This window comes from Mesorhizobium sp. WSM3879 (genome assembly GCF_002294915.1).
Taxonomy (GTDB): Bacteria; Pseudomonadota; Alphaproteobacteria; order Rhizobiales; family Rhizobiaceae; genus Mesorhizobium.
Genome location: NZ_NSFZ01000012.1, coordinates 1 through 15035 on the forward strand (window position 1 = coordinate 1; position 15035 = coordinate 15035).

At 60.8% G+C, this 15035-nt stretch carries 22 protein-coding genes; 11 read left to right on the forward strand and 11 right to left on the reverse strand.

The window, feature by feature from the left end; translation table 11 throughout:
• Positions 1-37: 37 nt before the first annotated feature.
• Positions 38-1138: a flavodoxin family protein gene (locus tag CK218_RS23220; RefSeq protein ID WP_095829022.1), complete on the forward strand. Its 1101-nt coding sequence runs from the start codon at positions 38-40 to the stop codon at positions 1136-1138.
• Positions 1139-1170: 32 nt separating this feature from the next.
• Positions 1171-2172 (forward strand): YihY/virulence factor BrkB family protein, encoded by a 1002-nt coding sequence (locus CK218_RS23225; protein WP_095829023.1) that lies wholly within the window; start codon positions 1171-1173, stop codon positions 2170-2172.
• Between the two features lie 613 nt (positions 2173-2785).
• Here CK218_RS23225 and CK218_RS23230 read toward each other — a convergent pair.
• The 4 genes from CK218_RS23230 to CK218_RS23245 all read right to left on the reverse strand — a co-directional run bounded on the left by CK218_RS23230 (position 2786) and on the right by CK218_RS23245 (position 4040).
• Positions 2786-2965 carry a hypothetical protein gene (locus tag CK218_RS23230; RefSeq protein ID WP_095778273.1) on the reverse strand — a complete coding sequence of 60 codons (180 nt, stop codon included), beginning with the start codon at positions 2963-2965 and terminating at the stop codon, positions 2786-2788.
• A 102-nt stretch (positions 2966-3067) separates the two neighbouring features.
• On the reverse strand, positions 3068-3265 hold the full coding sequence (locus tag CK218_RS23235) for a hypothetical protein (RefSeq protein WP_095829024.1): 198 nt from the start codon (positions 3263-3265) through the stop codon (positions 3068-3070).
• Positions 3266-3525: 260 nt separating this feature from the next.
• The gene (locus CK218_RS23240) at positions 3526-3711 is read right to left on the reverse strand and encodes a hypothetical protein (protein WP_067325223.1); all 186 of its coding nucleotides are present in this window, start codon (positions 3709-3711) and stop codon (positions 3526-3528) included.
• A 125-nt stretch (positions 3712-3836) separates the two neighbouring features.
• Positions 3837-4040: a CsbD family protein gene (locus CK218_RS23245; protein WP_066999415.1), complete on the reverse strand. Its 204-nt coding sequence runs from the start codon at positions 4038-4040 to the stop codon at positions 3837-3839.
• A gap of 219 nt (positions 4041-4259) precedes the next feature.
• Between CK218_RS23245 and CK218_RS23250 the strand changes: the two genes are divergently transcribed.
• A complete protein-coding gene (locus tag CK218_RS23250; protein WP_067325217.1) occupies positions 4260-4670 on the forward strand; it encodes an HD domain-containing protein in 411 nt (136 codons plus the stop codon).
• Positions 4671-4681: 11 nt separating this feature from the next.
• Here CK218_RS23250 and CK218_RS23255 read toward each other — a convergent pair whose 3' ends face one another.
• Positions 4682-5161: a hypothetical protein gene (locus CK218_RS23255; protein WP_143749688.1), complete on the reverse strand. Its 480-nt coding sequence runs from the start codon at positions 5159-5161 to the stop codon at positions 4682-4684.
• Between the two features lie 128 nt (positions 5162-5289).
• Between CK218_RS23255 and CK218_RS23260 the strand changes: the two genes are divergently transcribed.
• The 4 genes from CK218_RS23260 (at position 5290) to CK218_RS30745 (ending at position 7523) form a co-directional block, all read left to right on the forward strand.
• Positions 5290-5535: a hypothetical protein gene (locus CK218_RS23260; RefSeq protein ID WP_067325210.1), complete on the forward strand. Its 246-nt coding sequence runs from the start codon at positions 5290-5292 to the stop codon at positions 5533-5535.
• A gap of 32 nt (positions 5536-5567) precedes the next feature.
• The gene (locus CK218_RS23265) at positions 5568-6626 is read left to right on the forward strand and encodes a PAS domain S-box protein (RefSeq protein WP_245418869.1); all 1059 of its coding nucleotides are present in this window, start codon (positions 5568-5570) and stop codon (positions 6624-6626) included.
• A 175-nt stretch (positions 6627-6801) separates the two neighbouring features.
• Positions 6802-7161, forward strand: coding sequence for an SPW repeat protein (locus tag CK218_RS23270; RefSeq protein ID WP_066999436.1), 360 nt, complete (start codon positions 6802-6804; stop codon positions 7159-7161).
• 191 nt (positions 7162-7352) lie between these two features.
• Positions 7353-7523, forward strand: a complete 171-nt coding sequence (locus CK218_RS30745; RefSeq protein WP_179294577.1) for a hypothetical protein — start codon at positions 7353-7355, stop codon at positions 7521-7523.
• Positions 7524-7718: 195 nt separating this feature from the next.
• On the opposite strand, the gene CK218_RS23280 is transcribed toward CK218_RS30745, so the two are convergent.
• Positions 7719-8186 carry an Lrp/AsnC family transcriptional regulator gene (locus CK218_RS23280; protein ID WP_095829026.1) on the reverse strand — a complete coding sequence of 156 codons (468 nt, stop codon included), beginning with the start codon at positions 8184-8186 and terminating at the stop codon, positions 7719-7721.
• A gap of 141 nt (positions 8187-8327) precedes the next feature.
• Here CK218_RS23280 and CK218_RS23285 point away from each other — a divergent pair, with 141 nt between their 5' ends.
• Both CK218_RS23285 and CK218_RS23290 read left to right on the forward strand, forming a co-directional pair.
• Positions 8328-9083, forward strand: a complete 756-nt coding sequence (locus tag CK218_RS23285; RefSeq protein WP_095829027.1) for a tryptophan 2,3-dioxygenase family protein — start codon at positions 8328-8330, stop codon at positions 9081-9083.
• Between the two features lie 267 nt (positions 9084-9350).
• Complete coding sequence (locus CK218_RS23290) at positions 9351-9770, forward strand: DoxX family protein (RefSeq protein WP_067325191.1); 420 nt, start codon at positions 9351-9353, stop codon at positions 9768-9770.
• Between the two features lie 12 nt (positions 9771-9782).
• On the opposite strand, the gene CK218_RS23295 is transcribed toward CK218_RS23290, so the two are convergent.
• The 4 genes from CK218_RS23295 to CK218_RS23310 all read right to left on the reverse strand — a co-directional run bounded on the left by CK218_RS23295 (position 9783) and on the right by CK218_RS23310 (position 11604).
• On the reverse strand, positions 9783-10088 hold the full coding sequence (locus tag CK218_RS23295; RefSeq protein ID WP_066999393.1) for a hypothetical protein: 306 nt from the start codon (positions 10086-10088) through the stop codon (positions 9783-9785).
• Positions 10089-10151: 63 nt separating this feature from the next.
• On the reverse strand, positions 10152-10421 hold the full coding sequence (locus CK218_RS23300) for a hypothetical protein (protein WP_095778279.1): 270 nt from the start codon (positions 10419-10421) through the stop codon (positions 10152-10154).
• A gap of 177 nt (positions 10422-10598) precedes the next feature.
• Positions 10599-11144 (reverse strand): hypothetical protein, encoded by a 546-nt coding sequence (locus CK218_RS23305; protein ID WP_095829028.1) that lies wholly within the window; start codon positions 11142-11144, stop codon positions 10599-10601.
• Between the two features lie 139 nt (positions 11145-11283).
• Positions 11284-11604 carry a hypothetical protein gene (locus tag CK218_RS23310; RefSeq protein ID WP_095829029.1) on the reverse strand — a complete coding sequence of 107 codons (321 nt, stop codon included), beginning with the start codon at positions 11602-11604 and terminating at the stop codon, positions 11284-11286.
• 248 nt (positions 11605-11852) lie between these two features.
• Here CK218_RS23310 and CK218_RS23315 point away from each other — a divergent pair, with 248 nt between their 5' ends.
• Positions 11853-12815: an IS1595 family transposase gene (locus tag CK218_RS23315; protein WP_095829030.1), complete on the forward strand. Its 963-nt coding sequence runs from the start codon at positions 11853-11855 to the stop codon at positions 12813-12815.
• A 220-nt stretch (positions 12816-13035) separates the two neighbouring features.
• On the opposite strand, the gene CK218_RS23320 is transcribed toward CK218_RS23315, so the two are convergent.
• Positions 13036-13896, reverse strand: a complete 861-nt coding sequence (locus tag CK218_RS23320) for a hypothetical protein (RefSeq protein WP_095829031.1) — start codon at positions 13894-13896, stop codon at positions 13036-13038.
• Positions 13897-14110: 214 nt separating this feature from the next.
• Here CK218_RS23320 and CK218_RS30970 point away from each other — a divergent pair, with 214 nt between their 5' ends.
• On the forward strand, positions 14111-14695 hold the full coding sequence (locus tag CK218_RS30970) for a hypothetical protein (protein WP_210201078.1): 585 nt from the start codon (positions 14111-14113) through the stop codon (positions 14693-14695).
• Positions 14696-15035 lie beyond the last annotated feature (340 nt).

A 15035-nucleotide genomic window follows, 5' to 3' on the forward strand; every position in this document is an offset into this window, starting at 1 on the left:
GTGCTGTTTGCCATGCGCCCACGCCCGAGTTGGGCGCATGGCAAACAGCACAGATTTCAGCAAGGGCCCTGAGCCGCGCAAAGGCATGCCGAGCCCGCGTCTTGGCGAAAGCGAATTCAAGGCACGCTATCTGAGACAATTCTACGATCCGGCCTTTCAGCCGGAGGCGGATGCCATTGGCAGGCTGGCCGAAATCGCCTGGCAGGCCTACAGCGAAGAACGCAAGGCACCGATCACCAGAAAGGCGGGACAGGGCTTCCACGATCCGGACTATGATCTCTCCGTCGACTGGTTCGCCGCGCACGAAGCGGTCGAAGCGGCACAGCGCCGCTACGAGGACAAGACCGCGCCGTGCCGCATCCTGCTCATAAACGGCTCCTCGCGCAGCGAGCACACCTGTCCGGGCGAAATGTCGAAGAGCTTCCGCCTTGTCGAGTTGGCGCGCAGCGCCATTGCAGCAAGACCGGGCTTTGCTATCGAGGTTCTCGACCTCGCGCGGCTCGCCTCCGAATACGGCCGCAGGATCTTTCCCTGCAAGGCGTGCTTCTCGACCGCGGCCGCGCTCTGCCATTGGCCATGCTCCTGCTACCCCAATCATTCGCTCGGGCAGGTCAATGACTGGATGAACGACATCTACCCGCTCTGGGTCGAGGCGCATGGCGTCATGATCGTCACGCCGGTCAACTGGTACCATTCCTCCTCGCCGGTGAAGCTGATGATGGACCGGCTTGTCTGCGCCGACGGCGGCAATCCCGATCCTTCGCTGACGCAGGGCAAGGATGCCGCGCTCGCCAAGAAGGTCGAGCTTGCCGGCTGGGACTATCCGCGCCATCTCGCCGGCCGGCTGTTCTCCGTCATCGTGCATGGCGACACCGAAGGTGCCGGAAGGGTGCGCCACAGCCTCGCCGACTGGCTGCGCTCGATGAAGCTCGATCCGGTGGGCGAGGCTGCCGAGCTCGACCGCTACATTGGCTACTGGAAGCCCTATGCGACGAGCCATGACGAGCTCGACGCCGACCATGCCGTGCAGACGGAAGTCCGCAATGCCGCGCTGGCGCTCGCCGAAGCCGTCGAGAAGCGTCGCGCGGGTTCGTTCCAGACCATCGGAGCCGGGCTCGAGGATCCGCGCCCCAAATAGCCGACGAGGAGAAGCAGCCGACGAGAAGGAAGATGCAGCGCTGGTTCCAGGAAGCCTGGGTTGTGCTGAAAGAGAGCATCACCGGCTATGTCAACGACAATGCGCTGAGCCATGGCGCGGCGATGGCCTTCTACGCCACGACCTCGCTGGCGCCGATCCTTCTGATCGTGGTAGCGATCGCGGGCGTCGTCATCGGCAACGACGCCGCGCAGCTCGCGCTTTCGGCTGAGTTCGCGGGGGTGATGGGACCGCAGAGCGCCGAACTTCTCACGGCGGTGATCGAGACCGCCGCGCATCGCGGGTCCAGCACGCTGGCCACCCTCATCGGGCTGATCACGCTGCTTGTCACCGCCTCCGGCGTCTTCGGAGAGATGCAGCAGTCGTTGAACGAGATATGGAAGGTCAAGCCCAGCGGCGTTTCGCTTTCGCGCCTAGTGCGGGCGAGGGCGGCAAGCCTCGGGCTGGTGGCAGCTCTTGGCTTCATGCTTCTGGTGTCGCTCGCCGCAAGCACGGCGATCTCGGCGCTGAGCGAGGTCATCAACCAGCACCTGCCGTTCGGCGAGCTGATCGTGAGCGCGATCAACACCATCGTCTCCTTCGTGCTGATCGCGCTGCTCTTCGCGGCGATCTACAAGGTCCTGCCGGACCGCAGGCTCAAATGGCGCGACGTCGGCGTCGGTTCCATCGTCACCGCACTGCTCTTCACCATCGGCAAGTCGCTGATCGGCTGGTACATCGGCACCAGCGCCATCGGCACGTCCTATGGCGCTGCCGGCGCGCTGATGGTCGTGCTGGTCTGGGTTTACTATTCGGCACAGATTTTCCTCTTCGGTGCCGAGATCACCCGCGCCTATTCGGTGCGGAGCGGCAGCCGGCAGGATCTCGCGCCCGTGGTGGCGGCCAGCGACGAAACGTCAAGGTCAGGCAGGTCACCGCAACCGGGCGTGTCGGACGGCGAGGTCGTCAGATGGATCGTCCTCAGCAGCCTGATCACGGTGCTGGTCTCGGAGTTCCGGCGCTGGCGGCAGGGGTGACGCTGCCGGCCGCCGGTTCGAGGGTTGGCCGTTCTCTGCCTGTCGCTCCTGCTGACGCTTTTCGACTTCGTAGGAAAGCCAGCGGCAGAACATCCCGATGATCGAAGTGGCGGCGCCGCCAAGCAGGCAGGCAATCAGCAACGGATTTTGCGAAACGTGCTCCCAACTGACGATCGCCAGCAGCATCACGCTTACCGTTGAGATCGAATAGCCTATGCCCTTGAGCAGATGCAGCGACGATATGGTCATCCCGGCCCGCCTTTCAGGTGCAACAATCAGCGGCAACCGAAGTTCCATGCACCCAGTGCCAGGCGATTGGCAGCGGTTTCGCCGCTGTGTGCGAGCCGTTGAAACCTTGTCCAGCCGAATGCGTTGCCTCACGTGTCAATCGCGGGAGGAAGTCGTCACGATGCCAAAGACAGGGCCAGGTTGGGAGCAGGCCTATCAACCGCTCGAATTCGCCGAAAAGCACGGCCTGACCCTAAGGCAGGCTGAGATCGTCATCCAGACCAATGGACCGTCCAAATACAAATGCGATCTGGCGGCTCCGATCTTTCTCAAGGCGCTGAAGCAGCTCGCAAAGAATCGCGGGACGCCCGGCCGGGAGGCAGCATCAGTGTCGGCTTTTGAGGAACCGAGCTTCGCGCAGCAGCGAAGGCCAGTCGGTTCCGATTAGCTTGATCAACTCAAGGGCATCGTTTTCCGAAATGTCCGCGTCCTTTGCCAACCGGTGGGCGAGCATTTGGACATCGGCCTCCGTTTGCTGCACCTGCTTTCCATCATTTCCAACCATAGCGCGCCTCCTCTCAGACAAGAACTTTCGAGGTGGCCGTATGTTTCATTTTGGCGGCAATAGGCAGGGCGCCGGCGAACGCAAAGTTCGCGCAGGCTTGCGCTACTTGCGTTTGGCCTTGAGCTTTTCACTCAATTCGACCGGATCGCGGCAGCCGTTCTCAAACAAAATCAGCGCGTGCCTTGCCGCATGAAGCCGCTCCTCACTGTCCGACGGTATGCGAAATGTGCGGCAGTAGTCGTCGAGAGCGGCTGTGAGGATGATCAAATCCTCGGGGTTGAGGAAACCCGGAAAAACCATTGCTCTCCCTCCCGTTGACAGGTGAAAGTGAAAGCGTGGTCCGCGCTTACAAACGCTGGCCTGGGTTTGGGAGTTGCGGATAAGCGCTGGCGGCGGGGTCACATGTTGTGTCACCCTGCCATCAAGCGGAACCTTCTCGCGTCACGGACGGAGCGGTTTGGACCCCGGGCTTTGCCGGCGAGCACAGCACTTTGTGATCCTGGCCGAAGTCCGCTGCGGGTTTGAGAAAGATGGTATCGGATCGCCCGAGGCGATGGCGCCTAGCGCTTCCGCTTTCCGGCGCCGGAAGGCTTGGGCCCCACGGTCACGAGCGCCTCGCGCATTATCCGCAGGGCTTCATCGGGGGTAAGGCCGCATTTGCGGGCAAAATAAATCGCTTCGGAAGCCTCCGATCGCGAGGCTGCGGCGATAACGGACAAGGCCGGTCTCGATTTCTTCTTGGCCATCGGTTCACCGTGCCGCGAATCGCTTAGTCAACTAATATAACGTCCCTGTTCTGAAATCAAAATTCTGGCTTTCGACGCCGCAGCCCCGATCGGGGCTGCGGGCTCATTTTATCCGGCGGCGGATCTTACCAGCCTTGGCGACTCGCCCAGTCGTCGATGTCGCGGCGGATGCGATCCTTCTCGATGCCGTAGCGCTCTTGGATCTTGCCTTCGAGCTGCTCGCGGTTGCCGGCGATGCGGTCGAGGTCGTCATCGGTGAGCTTGCCCCACTGTTCCTTCACCTTGCCCTTGACCTGCTTCCAGTTACCTTCGACGCGGTTCCAATCCATGGTGCAGACCTCCTTTGTGTTTGCGTAAATGCTAACGACTGCGCGGGCCGCGGGTTCCTGTTTTTCGGCCGGACACGAGGGAACATTTGAACGCTGCTCATGTTCTGCCGCAGTATGGCGCGCCGTCCCCTGCAAGGCGTGCCGGCGGACCGGGTCGGGACCCAATCCTGCCCGTCTCGTTGTCCCGTTGGGGCGGGCTTCCAATAGATCGAGGAGATCATGCTTTACCAGGCAGCGAAGATCGCCGAAGAGGCCCATCGCGGCCAGAAAGACAAGACCGGCCGTCCCTTTATCGAACATCTGAGACGCGTCGCCGATGCGGTCGAAACGCTTGACGAGAAAACCGTCGCCTACCTGCACGACGTGGTCGAGAAAGGCGAGGGGTGGACGCTCGATCGGCTCGAGGCCGAGGGCTTCGGCTTTCCGGTCGTCGCTGCCGTTGACGCGCTGACGAAAAGAATGGACGAAAGCGAGCACGACTTTGTCTGCCGTGCGGCGTCCAACGAGCTTGCGCTGCCTGTCAAGCAGGCGGACCTCAAGGACAATCTCTGGCAGGCGCACCAAGCGGGCATCGACCCCGAGAAGTACGAGAACGGACTGCGCCTGCTCGACGAGTTGACCAGCGAGTGACTGGAATTGCCCTAGCCCTTGTCGCTCACCTGCAGCAGATCCGCCGACTCGGGTGAAAGGAGCGAGCGTTCCCGCAACGCCTTTTCCAGGTCGTTGCGGCTGTCAGCCGGGCAGGCGTCGGGCAGGTCGAGCGCCGTCAGCGCCTCTTCGTCGAATTCGATGGCTCCGCCATAGAGCTGAGCCACCTGCATCACCAGACTCTCGATATCCTCGCGGGCAATGTTCTCGGCGAGATTCATCAGCCTGATTTCTTCCGACAATTGGATGATGTTGACGATGCCGTTTTCCCGCAAAGCCCGCTGGACCTTGTGGTGAGCGTCGTTGCGCAACCGGTCGGAAAATCCTCGTAACATCGGAAAAACCTCCTTTCGCGGCGGTTCATCCCTCTGCCGGCCATAATGCGCCGACGTCGCTCGGTTGGCAACTAAAAAATGGAAAAGCTGTAAAAAAATCAACGAGTTAGCATAGAACGGCAAATGCGGTGTAGCCATATCGTTAGCACCGCCAGCGTCCCCCACCTTTGTTGTCTCGCATGACCTTGACGTCTTTTGAGCCGAATCCTACTTTTACTGGCAGTGAGTGACATACTCATTCGTGTCATGACCTGCGGGAGGCTAGGGTGGTTGAATTGGAGCGGCCGCAAAGGCTGCAGATCATGTTGACGGAAGAGGAACTCGCGGCAGTCGAGAACTGGCGCTTCGAGAAACGCATGCCAAGCCGCTCGGCCGCCGTGCGCGAGCTTCTGCGAAGGGGCCTTGCATCCGAAGGTTTCCTGACAGCCGAGACCGGCATGAAGTCGCAGGATTTCGGCGTGCTGGATCCAGCAAAGGGGAATGGCGAAAATCCTGACCCCTCCAAGGCTTAGCCGCTTGCTATGAGATTCGGCCGCGCTAACTAATGCCCATGGTGACATCCGGGGGCAGGGAAATTGAAGATGCCAGCGCCAATGCGCGTCTGGCCGCCATTGTCGATTCTTCCTTCGATGCCATCATCGGCAAGGATCTGAACAGCATCATCACCGACTGGAACCGCGCGGCAGAACGCATGTTCGGCTACAGCGCGGAGGAAGCCATCGGCCAATCGATGCTGCTCCTTATCCCCGAGCATATGCACGATGAGGAGACCGACATTATCAGCCGCATCCGCCGGGGCGAGGGCGTGGCAAATCTCGACACGATGCGAAAGCGCAAGGACGGCTCGCTCGTTGCCGTTTCGGTAACGGTGTCGCCGATCAGGAGCCTTGCGGGCGAGATCGTCGGCGCCTCCACGATCGCGCGCGACATCACCGCCGCCAGGGAAAATGAGCGCCGCATCCGGCTCCTGATGCGCGAGGTCAACCACCGTGTGAAGAACCAGTTCGCGGTGATCCTGTCGATGGTCAGGGAAACCAACAAGCGTTCTGCCAGCCCCAGCGAGTTCGAGGAGATGATCCGAGCCCGGATCATGGCGCTGTCGCGCTCGCACGATCTGCTGGTCACCTCGGAATGGGCAGGCGCCAGTCTCTTCGACCTCATCCAGGAACATCTGAAACCGTTTGGTCATGAGGAGCGCATCTCGCTTTCCGGCCCGCTTTTGACGCTGCAGTCGAATGCCGTGCAGAATCTCGGCATGGCCTTCCACGAGCTTGGCACCAACTCGTCGAAATATGGCGCGTTGGCGGGCGAGGGCGGGCACGTCGAGATCACCTGGACGGTCGAGACTGGCCCGAAGGCGCAGCGCCACTTTCACCTTGTCTGGCAGGAGAGGTCGAATGGCCATGCCAATGGCGAGCCGGACGAGACGGCGCGCAAGGGTTTTGGCACCGTGGTGCTGCAGCGGGTGGCCCCGCAGTCGCTCAGCGGCTCTTCCAGTCTCGAGCGCTCGTCCGGTGCGTTGAAATGGTCGCTGACGGCACCGCTCGAGGCCATTGTCATGCCACAACTCGGCGCCGAGAGCGGAAGCGACTTTTACGGATGAGGGCCCGTTCCGGAAATCGAAGGCATTTGCCGTAAGGGGCTTGTGCGGCGCGCAATACGGCTACCGGGGAAGGTTCCCTTGTCGCTCCGTAAAAATGTATTACATCATGTAACATAGCGTGCGCATTGCACGCGAATGCAGTTGCTTTGGTCTGGCTTCATCGATGGAGGTTGTCATGGCAAGCAAACTGATGGAAGAAAGGAAGAGCAAGGACTGGGTTATCCTGGTCCTCGCGATCTGCCTGTTCATCTCACCCTGGGTCATCGGATTCACCGCGGCAATGATGCCCGCGTGGAACGCCTGGATTGTTGGCGTCCTGCTCGGTGCGCTGGCGCTCGCGACGCTTTCGGTGTTCGCCGAATGGGAGGAATGGGTAAATCTCGTGCTCGGGCTCTGGCTGATCGTGTCGCCCTGGCTGCTGGGCTTCGCGGCGGACAGGAACGTAATGCTCACGCACGTCATCCTTGGCGTGCTCGTGGTCGCGGCATCTGCCTGGGCCGTCTGGGACGTCCGTCATCCCCACGCGCATGCGTGAGCGGTGATTAAGGGAGCCCGCCGCGCAAGCGGCGAGCTCCTTTGAAAGACAATTCCAGGAAAAGCGTGCAGCCGGTTTTCCGACCGGAACTGCATGGAAGACCAATCGGGGCACGGGGCTGAGCAACGGTTGCGACCTCACGCAATTGCTGCAACCGGACACCTTTTCGTGCATTCTTGGGAATGGCACCGATGCTCGATCCCGATCAGCCTGCCAAATGCTGTTCCTATTGCGGCGGCCGCGATCACGAGTTCGAGGCGTGCCCGAAGCGCAAGGCCGACGCCGAGAAGGAAAAGGCCGCGCGGGAGCCCGAGCCGGCCGGCCGTAGGGAGCCTGACGTGGAATCCAAATACCTGACGTAGCGTTCCTTCGCGCCCCCCTCTGTCCTGCCGGACATCTCCCCCACAAGGGGGGAGATTAGCAGTTCCGCCGCCGGCGATCTTCCTACAATTGGCAAAAGCCGGCGTGACATCCGATCTCCCCCCAAGTGGGGGAGATGTCCGGCAGGACAGAGGGGGGCGCTGTCCCGCCGACGTCTCCATCTTTTCGCGCCCGGACTACCTTAGCGCATGCGCCGCTGCATCGGCGAACGAGATGTCGCCCTTGATCTCGCGCATCGCCATCGAGGTGACGGTGCGGCGCACGCCGGGCAGCCGGCTGAGTTCCTCGCGCAGCATCCTGTCCAGCGCCCGCATGTCGACGGTGACGATCTGCAACAGATAGTCGGCCTCGCCGGTCGTGGCGTAGCAGCGGCGGATCAGCGGGTGCTTCCTCACCGCCGCCTCGAAGGCGTCCGACACCTCAAAGTCGATCGACACCTGGATGAAGGCCTCGATGTCAAAGCCGATCGCTGCCGGATCGATGCGGGTGGAATAGCTGCGGATGATGCCTTGAGCCTCGAGCGCCTTCACCCGTTTCCAGCACGGCGTCTTGCTCAGTCCCACCTCTTCGGCCAGCTCGCCGAAGGAGATGCGCGCGTCGCGCTCGAGTGCTGACACTATCTTGCGGTCAAGGGCATCAAGCATGACCCGTTCTCCAATGTCGCAACAATGGACAGTAATCGTACTCCAATTTACGCCATTTGGATAACAGAAAGGAACAATGTTCAAGCCGGAAGCGCTATCCTTGGCTGCCTGCCGAACATGCCCGCGCGAGGAGGATGAGCCATGGACAAGTCGGACTATCACGCCCGCATCGAGGCGCCCGAAATGCGCGACTACGGCGTCTATCTCAAATGCGACCAGCTGCTCGCCTGCCAGAAGCCGCTCTCGCAAATGGTCAATGCCGACGAGCTGCAGTTCCAGATCGTGCACCAGGTCGAGGAATTGTGGATGAAGCTCATCGCCTTCACTCTGGTCGACGTGCTCGACTATCTGGAGAGGCAGGACACGCACCGCATCGTCTCGCTGATGGGCCGCGTGCACCGGCTGGTGCGCATGATGACGGCGCAGCTCGATCTGCTGGAGACGATGTCGCCCAAGGAGTACCAGCAGATCCGCCTCGAGCTCGGTAATGGCAGCGGCCAGGAATCGCCAGGCTTCAAGCTTATCCTGCGCCTGCCGCCGGACCTCTGGCGGGCCTTCAAGCATTCGTATCTCGACGGCCGCGGGCTTTCCGTCGAGGACGTCTACGACGCTCACTACGATCATGGCGATGCTTATGTCGTGGCCGAGGCGCTGATCGAGTTCGACGAGCTGTTCCAGAAATTCCGCGCCAACCACCTCTATCTCATCCACCGCTCGATCGGTCTCGGCGCCAAGTCGCTGAAGGGCCGCCCGGTGGAGATCCTGGAAGGCGGGGCCCGCCACCGCTTCTTCCCCGAACTCTGGGACATACGCTGCGACATGACCGACCGCTGGGGTGCGGCCTACGGCACCGTGCGCGACTCGATCAGCCACCCGCCGCACGCGAAGGCGGGCTGAGCTTTCCTCGCCCCGCACGAACAGGCGAGAGGTGGCGCGGCGTAGCCGCGAGGGAGAGCGCCCTCGTTGAGCGCCGAGCTTGGCTGTGGGCTCGCCGTCTGGCGGTTCGTCCCGGCGTCGCCGGCGCCTCACCGGCTGCTGCGCGGCGACTCTCCGCGGCCTGCAGTGGGGTGAGGAAACAAGTGAAGCAAAAATTCCGGCCCCTGTCGGAATCATTGCCCTTCCTCCGTCCTTGGGGCATCAACAGCTTCGAACCGGAGGGACAACGTGGAAACGCAATCGGCCTGGCAGACCGCCGCCATTCTCATCGCTCGCCTGATCTTCGCCGCCGTCTTCGCGATGGCCGTGACCTTCAAGTTCATGGATATGGGCGCCACCGCTGGCTACATCGCCGCCGCCGGGTTTCCGTTCCCGCTGTTTCTCGCCTGGTGCGCGGCGATCCTGGAGGTGCTTTTGGTGATCGCCTTCCTCACCGGCGCCTTCTTCACGCCGGCGGCGCTGGTCGCGGCAGTTTATGTGATCTTCCTCGGCTTTTCATTCCACGGCCCGTCGCACTGGACCGGCAACCAGGCCGAGTTCGGCTTCTTCGTCGATCATTTCACTTTCCTCGCCGGCCTTTTCTTCGCCGCCGTGCATGGGCCGGGCAAGTTGCTCGCCGTCCGACAGGGTTGGCCGGGCCGGGCGTGAGGCGCCGCCACTTCACATCTGATCGTTATAGGGTTCCTTCATCTGCCCGACCATGCGCGCCAGCTTGGAGAAGGAAGGCATGTCCGCTTCCGGCTGGCATTGGTTGGCGAGCTCGAGCAGGCGGATCGGGAAGTTGATCGCATCGCGGTTCGACGCCGAAATCGCCTCGGACCGGTCCTCGCCTGTCTCGACGGCCTCGGCCTTGCGCAATGCGATGTCGATCTCCTCGACCGTCAGCACCCCCTTGCGCACCAGGGTATGGTTGATTGCCGCGACGGCCATCAGCAGGCCCTCGAGTTGCAGATTGGCGACGTTCATGGCGCTTCCTCCCATTGACCTCGCTTGAAAACGCATGAGCGGCGTTTCCGATCCGGGAGCGCCTTAGGCCTCCATCAGGCGCACGCCGTATTCGGCCCAGAGCTGCTTGATCTCGCGGGCGCCCAGCGGCGGGGTCGAGCGATCTCCATAGGAGATGGCCACGGCGCTCAGATCATATTGGCCGTCGGCTTCGGCGATGAAGCGGATGGCCTCGCCAAGCGGGCGCGAATGGAAGACCGGATCCGCCTGGCCTCGGCCAAGGCTGCGAACGCCTGAAATACCTGCTGGCGCATGCCGCATCCGAAAGACCGATGCCATGGCGGATTTGTCCATGCCCGCTCTCCGCGATTCCCCTTGGGGAATGATTCCATAAGGTCCGGCTAATGACCAGCCCAACCGGGCACACCAACGACAACCGGGCACACCAACCCGCCGCTATGGAAAGGCCGGGCTCTGGGCCCGGCCTCCTTCAGCGGCCTGCGCTGCGGCGGCCGTGGGGGCGCGATTGCTCTATCGGGTCCAGGGGCGGGCCCAGTCGTGGTCTGTGTCCGAGTTGCGCGCCATCGCCATGCCGATCAGCAAGCCGACCAGGCCGCCAAGAACCATGGCGGTGGAAACGGTGCCGGGATTCTGCTGCACGGTTTCGGAAACGCTCTGGGCCTGGCTTCGCAACTGCCTTGCCGCGCGTGAGGCGCGATCGCTCGCGCCGCCGTAGAATTCAGAAGCTCGGTCGGCCGCGCCGCTGTAGAGGCCGGAGGCCCGGTCGGCCGCGCTCTGGTACCACCCTTGCGTCGCACTGGCGGCTTCCTCGGCCTGATCGGCAAGCGCGCGGTTGAGCCGGCTCACCTCGCGCTTCAATTCGGCGATCTGCTTCCTCATCGCCGCTTCCGAAGCGGCTGAAGATCTGGCGCTGGTGCGCGAAGCGCTGCCGCTGCGGGCAGCGCTGCTGCGGCCCGGATTGCTTCGCTCTGTGCCGCCGCCCTGGGACGTCGAGCTGCCGTTGCGCGCGGCTGCTGCGTTCGTGTCCTTACCCTGGTTGGTTTCGTCGTCTGCCATGGGTCTCTCCTTGCTGAACTCTGCAACGGCTCACGCCCGACCTTGCAACGGCTCACGTCCGCCATGGTTCCCTTCCAAGCAAAGGGCCGTGGAGCGGAACTCCACGGCCCTCGCGCGACGAAACTGCCGCGTCTCGTTACTACTTGCCGCAATGATTATCGTTGACCGACGGTGTAGCCGTGCCAGGCGACGTGTGAGTTGCATCCGGCTGGGCGCCCTGCGGCGTCGCGGGGCAATTCCGATCGGCGTTCGAATTCATGCCGTCCGTGGTGATGCTGCCCGTCGTGCCTGTATCGGGCGCCATCTGATCGGGCGGCGGATTGGCAGGCGTGGTGGGGTCCACCGTGATGCTCTGGCCGCTGCCCGCCGTGTCGGCGGTACCGCCCGTTGAATTCTGAGCCATCGCAGCCGTAGCCAGACCGATGGTCAGAGCCGATGCCGCAAGAATCTTGATGAGCATGATCTTCTCCTTCTTGTGCGAGATCGTTTCTCTGTTCGGGAGTCTGTCGCGTCGCGACTAAGGGTGGAACCCCTCGGCCCGGAGGTGGTTCCGAGAAAAAATTTCTGGAACTTCCACAATTTATCGGTGCGCGAGCGAAAGTCGCTTTCCCGGCAAGGCTGCAGACAAGCAGCTAGGAAAATTTACCTAATTATATACGTGACAAAGCACGAGCAATTTGTTACAAAGATGGCAGGGAGCACCTAGCCATGAAACTCGATAGCCCAATCTTCCAAGACGCCGAAGCCGCCCGCGAACACCTTGAGGCGCAGCGCTGGCCGCATGGCCCGAACTGCCCGCATTGCGGTAATGCTCGCGCCGACCGCATTACCAAGATGGAAGGCAAGGCTCACCGTCCCGGCCTGTACAACTGCATGGAATGCCGCGAACAGTTCACCGTCACTGTCGGCACCGTGTTCGAGCGCTCCAAAATCCCGCTCAACAAATGGCTTTTGGCGACGTTCCTCATGGCATCGTCAAAGAAAGGCATGAGCGCCCACCAGCTGCATCGTATGCTTGGCGTCACCTACAAGACCGCTTGGTTCATGGCCCACCGCATTCGTGAAGCCATGAAGGAAGACACCGCGTCTTCCGGCCCGCTTGGTGGCGAAGGCAAGACCATCGAAGCCGACGAAACCTACATCGGCAAGCGCGACGTTCCCTACATGTCACCGCAGCGCAAAGGCCGTCCGTTCCTCAAGTCTGGCGGCGCTGCGCAGAAGCGCACCATTGTCGCGCTGGTGGAGCGCGGCGGCTGCGTCCGTTCCTTCCATGTCCAGCACGCCACGAAAGACATCGTGCGCGATATCCTGGTCCGCAACGCCGACCGCAAATCGGTCCTCTACACCGATGAGAGCAAGCTCTACACCACGACCGGCTCGGAATACGCCAAGCACGAGACCGTCAACCACTCGGGCAAGGAATACGCTCGCGGCGAAGTCCACACCAACACGATTGAGAACGTGTTTTCAGTCTTCAAACGCGGCATGATCGGCGTCTATCAGCACTGCGGCGAAGCACATCTGCACCGCTACCTTGCTGAGTTCGATTTCTGTTACAACCGCCGCGCCGCGCTCCAAATCACCGACACCGAACGCCATGACCAGTTGCTTGCTAAGATCGAAGGCAAGCGTCTCACCTATCGGCGGATTGGTGAAGCCGGTCTCGCCTAAGCAGAAGGCTCGAATGCTTCAAAGAAAGCGCAAAAAAGTATAGGCAAATGCGTGACCGTGAGGAACCCATGAACAACAGGCTAACCGTGCTGTTGATCGCGGCCGCAACGTTTGTTGCCTTACTTGTGTTCGCTCGAACGGCCCCGATTACGACGCTTATCTTCGCCGCCATATGCCTCTGCGGACTACTGACTTTCTTCTGGTTTTCGGGCCGGGATTCCTAATCCACACTCGGGGAAATGACCTCTATCACCGAACGCCCCTTCTTCTGGGGCACCCAATCCCCATCCACCTTCTTCTCCTTGACCTCAAGCCGGATTGTCATGGGGATTCCGGTTCTAAGGCGCTCTTGAACATGGTCCTTGTCCAGTGCGGCGAGGAACCGCCGGTCTTTCATTGTGGCCTGGAATTCTGGCAGCCCTTCCGGGCGAAATGTCCAAGATCGCGGGCGAGGTAGCAACACTGGAGAAATGAGGATCACGTCCAAAACAGGACGGAGCGTCCGTTCTAATTCATCCTCTTCTATCGACCACAGACCGCTATGTTGTGCGAACTCTGCGCTCGGGATCATCTTCTTTGGCTTAGTGCCGTGCCGTTCAGTGATGCCTACACCAGAAATGGAAGGGTCGTGCTCCAAAGATCTGAAAAAGCGACGGCTTTGTGAGTGGACTTCAGGCGCCTTGGCCGCCCTTTTGACCAATTCACGCAAGAGAGCGCGGTCTTCTTCGCTTAGTGAAATCACGGGCTCTTCGCTAATAAATTCATCTAAATAGTGCCCGCCAACATGATCGCCAACGAACAATGCAAGACCGATCGCCAAAGCGTATAGACGGGGATATTTCTTCCCGCCGCGATGGATTTGCGCTAGTTGCCCTTCCGCCCAACTTAGGAACGTGTTTAGGGAGAGGCTGCCTTCACTGGCGTTAAGCAATTCAATGCGAACTTGGACGCTCGGGTCTATAGCAGATGCAGCAGACCGAAGTCCCGAAACCCAATGCAAAACCGCCTGCGCGACGACCTCTAAATCAGCTTTCTCGCCAGGCTTCAGATCCAAATATAGGCTAAGTGGAACATCTTCCATGCTATATCCCCCCGCTAAGTTCTGCGGTGAGGCTAGCAGGAACTATCCCCGCGTCAATTTGCTAGTGCGCCTACCTTTCGGCTTCCCTTTTGCCTTAGCTTTGTCGGCCTTATCGTGAGGCTTCGGCGGTGTCTTCAACATCCGTTTCAGCGTCTCGTTGAAGCGCTTTTCATCATCGGAAGCGGGTTTGTTACCCATGCGAGATAGAGACTCCATGTATGGGCAGGCAACTTGGCCTGATTACCCTAACGACCAAGACAACGCGATGCACGCCGTTGGGTGTATCACATCCTGGTGGGCAAGAATTGAGCGCGTCTTTGAGCTATTCCTGTTTTTCAACTGCGAACACTCTCAAGTGGCCTTCCTAAGGGCAACGCTCACCAATTCCCAAAAAATAGGCCTTATCCGAGCTTCGTCGGCGCTGTTGGCGCACTCAGACCCTAAGAGGTACGAGGCGCTGAGTACCTTCCTGCTTTACGCCAATATATGCGCTGAGAACCGAAATTTCATCGCCCATTCGGATATCCGAACTGATGGAAAGACCGGGAGCATACGTGTTGATAAGCGCGCCAACCAATTTGGAGGCAAGGACTATGTGTTCCACGTCAGCGTGGCAAACCTCAGGCGAATGGCGCAAGAGATGGCCGACGTTGCCCTTTTCGGCGGCATCATTCCGTTGGGGACGCGATACTCATCCCCATTGCCTCCAGTACCGCCGAAACCACGTAAGTGGGATCAACTTCTTCCAAAGGAAGATCGCAAAAACGTGCCACGCCCGCCTGAAACATCTGAGACGTGATCTCGATTTCCCTTACCTTTTCAATGCCGGCCTGTCGGCTCGAATCATAGGACATTTTCCCATACTTTCTCAAGTATATAATTAGGAAAATTTACCTAAGAGCCTTGTCAGGTGAGGGCAGCTCTGCTATGATTTTATCCATGGTGCTGATTTGCGCCAACGACCCGCCAGCCGGCGGGTTTTTTTGTGGCTCCTCACCTTGGTGGCTTCGCCAGTTGGCGAGGCGACGGGACAGCATCCTCCTGTGGCGTGCCAGCCATATCCCCGCAAGAAGGGGGTCCGATGTCGCGGAGGCTTTTGCCAATCCGATGTCCCAAAACGGGCGCCAAGGCCGAAGCCG